Here is a 12,686-nt window from a genome sequence, read left to right as displayed (position 1 = left end):
ATGGGCAAGATGCGCGGAACTTCCCTCGCGGCCGTCGCGATCGTCGTCGCCCTCACGGCGACGGCGTGCGGCGGTACGGAGGACAAGGCCGGTGACGCGGTCAAGGTGGCCGGAGCCGGGACCGCGGCCTCCTCCCAGGCCCCCGCGGGCGACGCGGGCTACGCGGCCGACGCGGGCGCGCAGGCCAAGCCGGCCGGCGAGCTCAAGATCGCCCAGAACGAGGCGCTCGGCCCGGTGCTGACCGACGGCGCCGGGTTCACGCTCTACCGGTTCGACCCCGACACCGCGAAGCCCTCGAAGGCCACCTGTGACGGGGACTGCGCCAAGGCCTGGCCCCCGGTCCCGGCGGGCGACGCGACCGCGGCAGCCGGCCAGGACCCCGCGCTGCTGGGCGAGGTGGTCCGTACCGACGGCACCAAGCAGCTGACGGTGGGCGGCTGGCCGGCCTACCGGTTCGCCAAGGACACCGCGCCCGGCGACACCAAGGGGCAGGGCGTCGGCGGCACCTGGTTCGCCCTCGCGGCCGACGGCAAGAAGGCCGCGAAGGCGGCGGCCGGGTCCGGTGGGGAGGCCGGCGGCGAGGCCGCGACCGGGCAGCAGCCGGGGCTCTCGGTGCGCAAGGACCCCAAGCTCGGCGAGCACATCGTGGACAGGAACGGCATGACGGTCTACCGGTTCAAGCCGGACACCGCCTGGCCGATGGTCTCCAAGTGCGTCGGCGACTGCCTGACCAAGTGGCCGGTGGTCGCCCCGGTGGACAAGGCCGACACCAAGGGCATCACCTCGCGGAACTACCTGGTCCTGGACCGCCCGGACGGCACGAAGCAGCAGACCGTCGACTGCTGGCCGGTCTACACCTTCGCCGGCGACAAGAAGCCCGGCGACACCAACGGACAGGGCGTCGGCGGCACCTGGTACGCGGTGTCCCCGGAGGGCAAGCTCATCACCCTCAAGTAACCGCGGGCGCACGCCCCTCCGGGCCGCGTGCGCCCGATCCCCGGTCCGGACCCGTCCGCCGGACCGCGCGGCCCCCGGCCTCCCCCGCCGGGGGCCGCGCGCATCTCCCGGACAGCCTCTACACTCCGGGCCATGCTGCGCGTACTGGCCGTAGACGACGAGAAGCCGCTTCTGGAGGAACTCCTCTACCTGCTGCGCTCCGATCCACGGGTGCACAGTGCGGAGGGCGCCTCCGACGCCACCGGGGCCCTGCGCCGGATCACCCGGGCGCTGGAGGGCGGGCCCGAGGGGGCCGACGGCATCGACGTCGTCTTCCTGGACATCCACATGGCGGGCCTGACCGGGCTGGACATCGCCCGGCTGCTGGCCGGGTTCGCCCGGCCGCCGCTGATCGTGTTCGTCACCGCCCACGAGGGGTTCGCCGTCCAGGCCTTCGACCTGAAGGCGGTGGACTACGTCCTGAAACCGGTGCGGCCGGAACGGCTGGCCGAGGCGGTGCGCCGGGTCTGTGCGCAGCTCGGCCGGACGCAGGAGGCGGTGGAGAGCACCGCGGACCGAGCGGACCGGGCGGACCGGGCCGAGTGGGGGCACCGGGCCCTGCATCCCGCGCCCGTACCGCGCCGGCCGGGTCCGGAGGTCACGATCGCGGACCGCACCCCGGACCAGATCGCGGTCGAACTGGGCGGGGTGACCCGGTTCGTGGCCATCGCGGACATCGCGTACGTCGAGGCCCAGGGCGACTACGCCCGGCTGTACACCGACGAGGGCAGCCACCTGGTGCGCATTCCGCTGTCCACGCTGGAGGAGCGGTGGGCGGCCCGGGGGTTCGTCCGGATCCACCGCAGGCACCTGGTGGCACTGGGGCGGATCGACGAACTGCGGCTGGACGCGGGCACCACCAGTGTCCGGGTCGGATCGGCGGAACTGCAGGTCAGCCGGCGCCATGCGAGGGAGCTGCGGGAGCTGCTGATGCGGCAGGCCACCGGCTGACCGGCCCGGCCGGACCACGGCCGGACGGACGCCCGCCCGCCCGGCCTGACCGCTCGGCGCGGGCCGGCTGCCGTTCGTCGCGCCCGGCGCCGCGTACGGCGCTCCGCCGCCGCCACCGGCCGCAGCGGCCGGCCGGGCGGGCGTCCGGGCCCCGGCCCGCCCGTATCGTGGATCTTCCGGGCGGGAGGAGCGAGATGTCCGACATCCAGGCGCTGGTGGACGAGTTGGCCGGTCTTCCCCGGACCGGGCCCGCAGGACCGGCGGAGGCCGCGGCCCTCCTGGCCCGGCTGCGCAGCGTGGCGGCCCGCTGGGCCGATGTGCTGTACGAGGCCGGACAGGCCTCCCGGCCACACCTCCCCCCGCACGCGGAGGCCGCGCTGATGCTGGCCTTCCGGCGGGCCGAACAGTCCTATGTGGAACTGGAGATCGCCCTGCGCGACTCGGTGGGGCACGGGGACCGGGTGCGCTAGCCCTCCGGCGGGACGCGGAACGGCCGTGGCGGGCCGTAGTGCTGGGGGGGTCCCCCCGGACGGAGTCTCGGGGAGGGCCGGGCCTGCCGCGATCCGCCGGACGCCCCTGTCCCCCGGGGCCGGTGGACGACGGTGGCGGGCCGCGGCCGGATCCGGGTGGTCGGGGGTGCGGTTTCGCCGGATCGTGCCTGTTGCGGGGGCCGGAGGCGTGCATAGACTCCGGTCACCCTCCCCCCTGCTCCCCCTGCTGAAGGGTTCCGTCCGGTGAACCAGACGTACGCGCTGACCGCGGTCACCGTCGTCGTCCTGGCCACCGTGCTGGTGGGGGCGCTCGGGCTGCGCATCTCGCGGACCACCTCCGACTTCTACGTCGCCTCGCGCACGGTGGGGCCCCGGCTGAACGCGGCGGCGATCAGCGGGGAGTACCTGTCCGCCGCCTCCTTCCTCGGCATCGCCGGGCTGGTGATGCTCCAGGGGCCGGAGCTCCTCTGGTACCCGGTGGGGTACACCGCCGGGTATCTGGTGCTGCTGGTGCTGGTGGCGGCGCCGCTGCGGCGCTCGGGGGCGTACACGCTGCCCGATTTCGCCGAGGCGCGCCTGGAGTCGCTCGCAGTCCGACGGATCGCCGTGCTGTTCGTGCTCGGGGTGGGCTGGCTGTACCTGCTGCCCCAGTTGCAGGGCGCCGGGCTGACCCTGCAGATCCTGACGGGCGCACCGGACTGGGTGGGCGGGGTGGTGGTCGCGTTCGTGGTGTCGGCGGCGGTGGCGGCCGGCGGGATGCGCAGCATCACCTTCGTCCAGGCCTTCCAGTACTGGCTGAAGCTGACCGCGCTGCTGGTGCCCGCCTTCTTCCTGATCGCCGCCTGGGCCGGGGACGGCGCGCCGCGGGCCCGGTTCGACGCGGAGGCGGTGTTCCGCGAGCGCACCGCCGTCACCCTCGCCGAGGACGTCCGGATGTCCCTGGCGGCGCCGCTGACGCTGACCGTCAGCGGGCAGATCGACGGGCGGGCGTACCGGGCGCAGCCGGTGACGCTGGGGACCGGAGAGCACGAGGTACGGGCGCAGACGGAGCTGGTGTTCCTGCCGGACTCCCCTGTTCCGGACACCCGGTCGGGCGCGGACGAGAAGGTCTCCGGGTGGTCGCAGCCGCTGTCCGGGGAGCAGGACGGGTACCGGCTGTACGCCACGTACGGGCTGATCCTCGCGACCTTCCTCGGCACCATGGGGCTGCCGCATGTCGCGGTCCGCTTCTACACCAGCCCCAACGGGCGGGCGGCGCGGCGGACCACCCTGGTGGTGCTGGGGCTGGTCGGTGCGTTCTACCTGCTGCCCCCGGTGTACGGGGCGCTGGGCCGGATCTACGCCCCGGAGCTGGCGCTGACCGGGGCCGCCGACGCGGCGGTGCTGGTGCTGCCGGAGCGGATGCTCGGCGGGCTGCCGGGCGATCTGCTGGGGGCGCTGCTGGCGGGCGGGGCGTTCGCCGCGTTCCTGTCGACCGCCTCGGGGCTGACGATGGCGGTGGCCGGGGTGCTGCACCAGGACGTGCTGCCCTCGCGCGGGGTGGGGATGTTCCGGCTGGCGGTGCCGGTGGCCATGGCGGTGCCGCTGGCCGGGAGCTTCGCGGCACGGGCGGTGCCAGTGGCGGATGCGGTCGGGCTGGCGTTCGCGGTGTCCGCGTCCTCGTTCTGTCCACTGCTGGTGCTGGGCATCTGGTGGCGCGGGCTGACCCCGCCGGGGGCGGTGGCCGGTCTGCTCACCGGTGGCGGGGCGGCGTTGAGCGCGGTGCTGACGACCCGGGCCGGGCTGGCTCCGGCGGGCTGGGTGCACACGCTGCTGGCCTGGCCGGCCGTCTGGTCGGTGCCGCTGGGCTTCCTGACGATGGTCGTGGTGTCGCTGGCGACCCGCGGGCGGATCCCGCGGAACGCGGCGGCCACGGTGGCCCGGCTGCATCTGCCGGAGGACGTGGCCGGACATCCTGCGGCGGCTCCGGTGGCCGGCCCGGCGGCGGGCGGTCCGGTGGCCGGTCCGGCAACGGGTTCGGCGGCCGGGTCGGGGGGTGCGCGGTGACGGGCGGGGCGGTCGCCGGGCCGGCGGTGGCCGGTGCCCTGGCGTGTATCGCCCTGGCGCTGGGGTTCTGGCTGGGCCGGTGGCAGACCCGGCGGGCCGGCCGGGCCGGCGGCGGCCTGGACCTGGGCACGCCGGTGGAGCGGGCGACGTTCCACACCCTGCACACGGCCTCGCTGGCCGCTCCCCCGCTGCGGGCCGGGCTGACCGAGGACGCGGCCCGCAAGGCGGCCCGGCGGCTGCGGTCGCTGCTGGGCACGGAGGCGCTGTGCCTGACCGACCGGGAATCGGTGCTGGCCTGGGACGGGCCGGGGGCCGACCACCACCAGCGGCGGGCCATGCAGCGGGTGGGCCAGATGCTGGCCTCGGGGCGCAGTGCGAGCGTACGGACCGAGTGCCAGCGGCCCGACTGCCCGCTGAAGTGGGCCGTGATCGCGCCGCTGACCGGGGAGGACGGCATGCTCGGCGCGCTGGTGGCCTACGGCTCGCGGGAGTCGGCGGTGCTGGTGCGGGCCGCGACGGAGGTGGCCCGCTGGGTCTCGGTGCAGCTGGAGCTGTCGGAGCTGGACCGGTCGCGGACCCGGCTGATGGAGGCGGAGATCAAGGCGCTGCGGGCGCAGATATCCCCGCACTTCATCTTCAACTCCCTGGCCGCCATTGCCTCGTTCGTCCGGACCGATCCGGAGCGGGCCCGGGAACTGCTGCTGGAATTCGCGGACTTCACCCGCTACTCGTTCCGCCGGCACGGGGAGTTCACCACGCTCGCCGAGGAGCTGCGGTCCATCGAGCAGTATCTGGCCCTGGCCGGGGCCCGGTTCGGGGACCGGCTGAAGGTGACCCTCCAGGTGGCCCCGGAGGTGCTGCCGGTGACGCTGCCCTTCCTGTGCCTGCAACCACTGGTGGAGAACGCGGTCAAGCACGGGGTGGAGGACTCCACCGGCACCTGCCGGATCGCCATCGTGGCCCGGGACGCGGGCTCGGAGGCGCTGCTGACGATCGAGGACAACGGGGTGGGGATGGACCCGCAGCTGCTGCGGCGGATCCTGGCCGGGGAGCAGAGCGGGTCCTCGTCGGGGGTCGGACTGCCCAATGTCGACGAGCGGCTGCGGCAAGTGTACGGGGACGGCCACGGCCTGGTCATCGAGACGGGGGTCGGAGCCGGCATGAAGATCACCGTGCGGATCCCCAAGTACCGGGCGGGCGTGCACTCCTAGGCAGGGTCCGGCGAAGGCACGCGTGGCACTGAACCCGTGGGGCCGGCGGCCCGTGTTCTCCGAGCAAGCCGGATCGGCACCATGGGCAGGCTGCGGGAGGGGGGCCGACGTGCGGATCGGGCAGGGGGAACTGCCGGCCGTGGTCCGGGAGGCGGTGCGTGCGGTGGCCGAGGAGGGTGCCGGGGGCGCTCTGCTGGTCGAAGGGGAGCCCGGTGCGGGCCGGAGCACGCTGCTGCGTGCGCTGGCGGACCGGGCGGGCCGGGCCGGGTGCCGGGTGCGGACCGGGGCCGCCGGTCCGGACGCGGTGCGGCTGCCGTTGCGGGCCGCGCTGGACTGCCTGTGCCCCGACGGCGCCGGGGCGGGGGCCCGGGAGCTGCGGGCCGTGGTGGGCGGGCTGCTGCTGGCCGCCGACCGCCCCGAGGCGGGGCTGGCCGCCGCCCTCGACACGCTGGTCGCGGCGGTCGGGGAAGGGTGCGCCACCGGTCCGCTGGTACTGGTCCTGGACGATCTGCAAGACGCCGATCCGGCCAGTCTGCTGCTGTGGCAGCGGCTCGGCCGGCTGGCCTCCGGGCTGCCGCTGCTGCTCGCAACCGGGCTGCGCAGCGGACTGTGGCGCCCGGAGGTGGAGCGGCTGTGCACCGCGCTGGACCGGTCCGGGGCCCGGCGGGTGCCGCTGCACCCGCTGGACGCCGAGGAGACGGCCGCCGCGATCGGGGCGCTGCTCGGGGCGGCTCCCGGACCGCGGCTGCGCGAGCTGGCCCGCCGGGCTGGCGGGAACCCCTCCCACCTGCGGCAGTTGATCGGCCACTGGGCCGGCCTCGGGTTGCTGTCCGCCGAGGCCGGCGACGGGCCAGGTGACAGGGCTGGGGCTGGTGACGGGGCGGGGGTCGTCGAGCCGGTCGTACCGGACGGCGAGCTGCCCGGTCCGCCCGCCGGGCTGGCCCGGCAGGGTCTGGACTTCCTGTCCCCCGCCGCCTACGGGCTGTTGCGCCATGCGGCGCTGCTGGGCGGGGAGTTCACCGTACGGGAGCTGTCCTGCCTGGTGGACCGGCCGGCCCGGGACCTGCTCGGGCTGCTGGAGGAGCCGCTCGCCGCCGGGCTGCTGCGCGAGGCGGGCGGCCGGCTGGAGTTCCGGCATCCGGTCGTACGGCAGGCCCTGTACGCGGATCTGCCCGGCCCGCTGCGGTCCGCGCTGCACCAGGACGGGGCCCGGGCCCTGGACGGGGCCGGGGCGCCGCCGGCCCGGACGGCCGAGCAGCTGGTGGCGGCCGGTCCGCTGGACGCGTGGGGCCTCGGCTGGCTGGCCGGGACGGCGGGGCGGCTGATCCCCGGCGCGCCGGGGCTGGCGGCCGAGCTGATCGAGCGGGCCCTCGCCCAGGACACCGAGGCGGGCGGGGCTGCGCCGGGTGCGCAGCGGGCGGCTCTGGAGGAGCATCTGGCGGAGGCGGCCCTGGTGCTGCGGCGCCCGGAGTCGGTGGGTCTGCTGGCCGCGCTGTGCGAGCGGGCCGAGGACCCGGACCGGCGGGCGGCGCTGGAGTTCCGGCTGGTGTCGGCCCTGTTGGCGCAGGGGGACGCGGCGCAGGCCCTGCGGGTGGCGGAGCGGGCGCTGGAGCGGGAGTTCCCCGGCCCGGTTCCGCGGTCCCGGCTGGAGGCCGGCCGGGTGCTGGCGCTGACCGAACTGGGCCGTGCCGGGGAGGCGTACCCGCAGGCCGTGCGGGTGGTGGCCGGTGCAGCCGCGCTCGGTGATGCGCTGTGTGGTGCGGAGGCGCATCACGCGCTGTCCTTCGTGCTGTTCCGGCTGGGCCGGGAGGTGGAGTCACTGCACCACATCGCCCAGGGCATCGGCTGGGCCCGGCGCAGTCCGGAGGCCGACGACCGGCGGTTGCTGCTGCTGGCCTGCCAGGCCGACGGGCACACCCGCCTCGACCAGCCGCTGATCGTGGCCAAGGCGCTGAGCGAGGCCCGGGAGCTGGCGCAGCGCAGCCGGTCCACGGGCCGGCTGATGGGCACGGAGGCCCGGTTCGCCGAGTTCCACTACCGGTACGGCCGGTGGGAGCAGGCGCTGGCGGCGGCGGGCCGGGCCGAGGCCTGGCGGACCTCCGATGCCTGGCTGCCGGTGGCGGTCCGCGGGCTGCGCGCGCTGATCCTGGCCCACCGGGACCGGCCGGCGGCGGCCCGGCGGGAGCTGGGGCGGCTGTCCCGGCAGGCCGTGGAGCTGCCGTCGGCGCGCGGGCACTCCTGCTGGGTGCTGCTGGCGCGGTCGAGGCTGGCCGAGCGGGACGGCCGGCCGGCGGAGGCGCTGGCGGCGCTGCTGCCCGCCCTGTCCGCGGCGGTGGCGGTGGCGGCGCCCGCGGACCGGCACGAGGTGCTGCCGGAGATCGTCCGGCTGGCCCTTGAGACCGGGGACACCGCGACGGCCCGTCGGGCGGTGGCCGCGTGCGAGGAGCTGGCGGCCGGGTTCCCCGCGTCTCCCGGTCCGGCGACCGCGGTCCTGCGCTGCCGGGGCCTGTTCGGGCAGGATCCCGTGCTGCTGGGCCGGGCGGTGGAGCGGGCGGAGCGCGCGGCGCGCCCGCTGCCGCTGGCGCGTTCCCTGGAGGAGCTGGCGGTGGCGCTGGCCTGGCACGGCGAGCTGGTGGCCGCGCGGGCGGCGCTGGCCCGGGCCGTCGGCCGGTACGAGGCGCTGGGCGCGGCCGGGGACATCGCCCTGGCCGATGCCCGGCTGCGCCGGCTGGGGGTGCGGCGGAGCAGCCGCAGTGCCCGCCGGAACGCGGCGAACGGCTGGGAGGCGCTGACCCCGGCCGAGTTGCGGGTCGCGCTGCTGGTGGCGGAGGGGCGTTCCAACCCGGAGATCGCCGCGGAGCTGCTGCTGTCGCGCCGGACCGTGCAGACCCATGTGTCGCACATCCTGGGCAAGTTGCAGGTCCGTTCGCGCACCCAGGTGGCGGCTCAGGCGGCGAGCCGGGCGGCGGCCGGGGGGCCGTAGCCGGGCATGACGGCCTTGAGGGCGCGCAGGGCGTAGTACGTACGGGATTTGACGGTGCCCGCCGGGATGCCGAGGGCTTCGGCGGCTTCGCAGACCGAGGCGCCGCGGAAGTAGATCTGCACCAGCACGTCGCGGTGTTCGGGGCTGAGGGTGCGCAGCGCCTCGCGGACGTCGAGGGCGGCGACGGACCTCTCGGAGCCGTCCTCGTGCTGCGGGGCCTGTTCGAGGACCTCGGGTCCGACCTCGGCGGGGCGCACCAGTCTGGCGCGGCGGGCGTCGATGGCGAGGCGGCGGCCCACGGTGAACAGCCAGGGCCGCATGGAGGCGTGGTCGCTCTCCAGGGCCTCCGGGTGCGTCCAGGCCCGTACCAGGGTCTCCTGCACCAGGTCCTCGGCGCGCTGCCGGTCGCCGTAGGTGAGGCCGAGCAGGAAACCGTAGAGGGCGCGTCCGTGCTCGCGCTGGAGGTGGGCGAGGGCTCGTTCGTCGGTGCGGCGCGCAAGTGTCGTGGTCACCGTGGTCGCTCCTTCGGTCTGGCTGCCGATGTCCAGAGGGTGACCGAGCTGACGCCGGGAGTGATCCGCCACCTGGCGGATGCCGGCGGCGACGCCGACCGGCGGCCCGGTGGCGCGGTGAGCGGTCGGCCGAGCGGCCGGCCGGCGCCGAGGGGTCGGGACGAGCGGTCGGGCGGTAGCGGCCCGGTTCAACGGGACCGCAAGATTTTTCCCCGGCGACCGGTGGACCGTACGGATCCGGCCATCCGGAGGCCGGGAACGGCGCTGCCCGCCCCGCCGCGTCCGGGGGGACGCGGTGGGGCGGGCAGGCGGGGTGCTGCGGGAGGTACTAGCTCCAGCTGGCGTGGAGCGGCTTGCCCTCGGCGTAGCCGGCGGCGGACTGGATGCCCACGACGGCCTTCTCCTCGAACTCCGCGAGGGAGCCGGCACCGGCGTAGGTGCAGGAGGAGCGGACACCGGCGATGATCGAGTCGATCAGGTCCTCGACGCCCGGGCGGGCCGGGTCGAGGAACATCCGCGAGGTGGAGATGCCCTCCTCGAACAGGCCCTTGCGGGCCCGGTCGTAGGCCGACTCCTCGCTGGTGCGGTTCTGGACGGCACGGGCCGAGGCCATGCCGAAGGACTCCTTGTACAGGTGGCCCTCGGCGGACTGCTGGAGGTCGCCCGGGGACTCGTAGGTCCCGGCGAACCAGGAGCCGATCATCACGTTGGAGGCGCCGGCGGCCAGGGCCATGGCCACGTCGCGCGGGTGGCGGACGCCGCCGTCGGCCCACACGTGCTTGCCGTACTTCTTGGCCTCGGCGGCGCACTCCAGCACCGCGGAGAACTGCGGGCGGCCCACACCGGTCATCATGCGGGTGGTGCACATGGCGCCGGGGCCCACACCGACCTTGATGATGTCGGCGCCGGCCTCGATGAGGTCCTTGACGCCCTCGGCGGCGACGATGTTGCCGGCCACCAGCGGGACCTGCGGGTCCAGGGCGCGGACCGCCTTGATCGCGTTGATCATCGATTCCTGGTGGCCGTGCGCGGTGTCGATGACGAGCGTGTCCACGCCCGCGTCGAGCAGCTGCTTGGCCTTGGCCACGAAGTCGCCGTTGATGCCGATGGCGGCGGCGATGCGCAGCGAGCCGTTGGCGTCGACGGCCGGGGTGTAGAGGGTCGCGCGGAGCGCGCCCTTGCGGGTCAGGATGCCGACGAGGCGGCCGTCGGCGTCGACCGCGGGGGCCAGCTTGCGGTGGCCGGCGTCGAGCTTGTTGAAGGCCTCGCGGGGGTCGATTCCGGCGTCGAGGAGCAGCAGCTCCTTGGACATGACCTCGGAGAGCTGGGTGAAGCGGTCCACGCCGGACAGGTCGTGCTCGGTGACCACGCCGATCGGCCGCTGGTCGGCGTCGACGACGACGCCGGCGCCGTGCGCGCGCTTGGGCAGCAGGGACAGCGCGTCGGCGACGGTCTGGGTGGGCGCCAGCGTGATCGGCGTGTCGAGCACGAGGTGGCGGGTCTTCACCCAGGAGATGACATCGGTGACGACATCGATCGGGATGTCCTGCGGGATGACGACGAGGCCGCCGCGGCGGGCGACGGTCTCGGCCATCCGGCGGCCGGCGATGGCGGTCATGTTCGCGACGACGAGGGGGATGGTCGTCCCGGTGCCGTCGGGCGAGGAGAGGTCGACGCCCTGGCGGGAACCCACCGCGGAGCGGCTCGGCACCATGAATACGTCGTCGTACGTGAGGTCGTACGGCGGCTTCAGGTCATTGAGGAAACGCACGTGCTAAATCCCAGTCGATCGATGGTGACCCTCGGACAGGGCAGCCGAGGAAAACGCACGTACTTCATTCTCCCATGCCCGGGCGTTTACACCGCCCGGGCAGATCGTCCAGGACATACCGGGCCCCCTGGTCCGTTCCTACGGGACCTTGGTCCCACCGGGTACCGCCGACCGGACCGGCGGAGACTGGGGAGGGGGCGACACAGGGGGCTATTGGAGGGAAGGAACCATGTCCACAGCAGTGACACGGGACGAGACCCCGGTCGCCCTGGAGGGCGGCGGGGTGGAACTCCGGATGAAGGAGATCGGCGGGGACCTCACGGTGGCGTTCGTCCACCTCCCGGAGGGCACGGACCTGGGCCCGGCGCTCACCGGGCAGCCGGACGACAGGTGCCAGGTCCCCCACTGGGGTTACATCTTCAAGGGCCGCCTGCAGATGCGCACCGCGGACGGGGACGAGGTGTACGAGGAGGGGCAGGCCTTCTACTGGAGGCCGGGGCACGTCCCGGTGGCGCTGAGCGATGTCGACTACATGGACTTCTCACCTTCGGCCGGGTTCCGGGCGGTCGTCGACCATGTGAGGGGCCGGTCGGGCTGACGGCGGTGGATGGGGTTCCGGCCGACGGTCAGCGGGGTTGCGGGGGCGGCGTGCCGGACCGCGGTGAGCTCGGCCGCGATGGCCAGCGCGGTCTCCTCGGGGGTGCCGGCCCCGAGGTCGAGGCCGATGGGCGAGCGGAGCCGGGCGAGCTCCGCACGGGTGAGGCCTTCGGCACGCAGCCGGGCGGTCCGGTCGGCGTGGGTGCGGCGGGAGCCCATGGCCCCGACGTAGCCCAGCGGCAGCCGCAGGGCCAGGGCCAGCAGCGGTACGTCGAACTTGGCGTCGTGGGTGAGCACGCAGACGGCGGTACGGGCATCCAGCCGGCCGGCCTCCCATTCCGCGGCCAGGTGCCGGTGCGGCCAGTCGACGACCACCTCGTCGGCGCCGGGGAAGCGGGCCGGGGTGGCGAACACCGGCCGGGCGTCGCAGACGGTGACCCGGTGGCCGAGGAAGGCACCGATCCGGGCCAGTGCGGAGGCGAAGTCGATGGCCCCGTAGACCAGCAGGCGGGGCGGTTCGGCCACCGATTCGACGAGCAGGGTCAGGGGGTCCCCGCACAGCCCGCCGGCCGTGCCGAGGTCGGCGGTTCCGGTGCGGCCGGCCAGCAGGAGGTCCCGGACCCGGCCGGCGGCGGCCCGGTCGAGGGCCGCACCGCCGCCGAGCCCGCCCTCGTACGAGCCGTCGGGCCGGACCGCGAGGGCCCGGCCGTGCTGTGCCGGGGGGCCGCTGACCACCCGGGCGAGGGCGGCCCGGCCGCCGAGCGCGGTGGTGTCCAGGACCGCGCCGAGGACGGGCCGCACCGGATCCAGGCTGCGGACCGGGGTGACCAGGACGTCGAGGACCCCGCCACAGGTCAGGCCGATGGCGAAGGCGTCGTCGTCGCTGTAGCCGAAGCGGTGGACGCCGGTTTCCCCGGAGGCGAGGGCGGCCAGGCACAGCTCGTGCACGGCCGATTCCACGCAGCCGCCGGAGATGCTGCCCAGGGCGGTGCCCCGGTCGTCCACGGCCAGGGAGGCGCCGGGGCCGCGCGGGGCGCTGCCGCTCACCGAGACGACCGTGGCCAGTGCGAACTCCCGCCGGGCGGCACACCATGCGCGCAGTTCTTCCGCGATGTCCAGCATCGGGGC

General features: G+C 75.4%; 10 protein-coding genes and 1 pseudogene. 8 read left to right on the top strand and 3 right to left on the bottom strand.

Annotated features, from left to right (window positions below):
- From DEJ50_RS28030 to DEJ50_RS35630, 7 genes and pseudogenes are all read left to right on the top strand, one after another.
- The gene (locus DEJ50_RS28030) at positions 1–957 is read left to right on the top strand and encodes an SCO0930 family lipoprotein (protein ID WP_150212400.1); all 957 of its coding nucleotides are present in this window, start codon (positions 1–3) and stop codon (positions 955–957) included.
- A 132-nt stretch (positions 958–1,089) separates the two neighbouring features.
- On the top strand, positions 1,090–1,947 hold the full coding sequence (locus DEJ50_RS28025) for a LytR/AlgR family response regulator transcription factor (protein ID WP_150210865.1): 858 nt from the start codon (positions 1,090–1,092) through the stop codon (positions 1,945–1,947).
- Positions 1,948–2,141: 194 nt separating this feature from the next.
- Positions 2,142–2,417, top strand: a complete 276-nt coding sequence (locus DEJ50_RS28020; protein ID WP_150210864.1) for a hypothetical protein — start codon at positions 2,142–2,144, stop codon at positions 2,415–2,417.
- Positions 2,418–2,681: 264 nt separating this feature from the next.
- On the top strand, positions 2,682–4,484 hold the full coding sequence (locus DEJ50_RS28015) for a cation acetate symporter (protein WP_150210863.1): 1,803 nt from the start codon (positions 2,682–2,684) through the stop codon (positions 4,482–4,484).
- Complete coding sequence (locus DEJ50_RS28010) at positions 4,481–5,695, top strand: sensor histidine kinase (protein WP_150210862.1); 1,215 nt, start codon at positions 4,481–4,483, stop codon at positions 5,693–5,695. Before DEJ50_RS28015 ends, DEJ50_RS28010 begins: the two co-directional genes overlap by 4 nt.
- Positions 5,696–5,717: 22 nt before the next feature.
- Positions 5,718–6,266, top strand: a pseudogene (locus tag DEJ50_RS35635) (ATP-binding protein); the annotation flags it as partial.
- Positions 6,267–7,697: 1,431 nt separating this feature from the next.
- On the top strand, positions 7,698–8,678 hold the full coding sequence (locus tag DEJ50_RS35630; RefSeq protein ID WP_263399231.1) for a helix-turn-helix domain-containing protein: 981 nt from the start codon (positions 7,698–7,700) through the stop codon (positions 8,676–8,678).
- Here the strand turns inward: DEJ50_RS35630 and DEJ50_RS28000 are convergent.
- Both DEJ50_RS28000 and DEJ50_RS27995 read right to left on the bottom strand, forming a co-directional pair.
- Complete coding sequence (locus tag DEJ50_RS28000; RefSeq protein ID WP_150210860.1) at positions 8,642–9,190, bottom strand: sigma-70 family RNA polymerase sigma factor; 549 nt, start codon at positions 9,188–9,190, stop codon at positions 8,642–8,644. The two genes, DEJ50_RS35630 and DEJ50_RS28000, sit on opposite strands and share 37 nt — an antisense overlap.
- Before the next feature lie 328 nt (positions 9,191–9,518).
- Positions 9,519–10,961: a GuaB1 family IMP dehydrogenase-related protein gene (locus DEJ50_RS27995; RefSeq protein ID WP_150210859.1), complete on the bottom strand. Its 1,443-nt coding sequence runs from the start codon at positions 10,959–10,961 to the stop codon at positions 9,519–9,521.
- Between the two features lie 229 nt (positions 10,962–11,190).
- Between DEJ50_RS27995 and DEJ50_RS27990 the strand changes: the two genes are divergently transcribed.
- Positions 11,191–11,559 (top strand): hypothetical protein, encoded by a 369-nt coding sequence (locus DEJ50_RS27990; protein ID WP_150210858.1) that lies wholly within the window; start codon positions 11,191–11,193, stop codon positions 11,557–11,559.
- Here the strand turns inward: DEJ50_RS27990 and DEJ50_RS27985 are convergent.
- The gene (locus DEJ50_RS27985) at positions 11,490–12,680 is read right to left on the bottom strand and encodes an XdhC family protein (RefSeq protein ID WP_150210857.1); all 1,191 of its coding nucleotides are present in this window, start codon (positions 12,678–12,680) and stop codon (positions 11,490–11,492) included. The genes DEJ50_RS27990 and DEJ50_RS27985 overlap by 70 nt on opposite strands.
- Between the last annotated feature and the right edge of the window lie 6 nt (positions 12,681–12,686).

Source organism: Streptomyces venezuelae, assembly GCF_008642295.1.
GTDB lineage: Bacteria > Actinomycetota > Actinomycetes > Streptomycetales > Streptomycetaceae > Streptomyces > Streptomyces venezuelae_C.
This window is presented reverse-complemented; position numbering and strand designations above follow the sequence as displayed.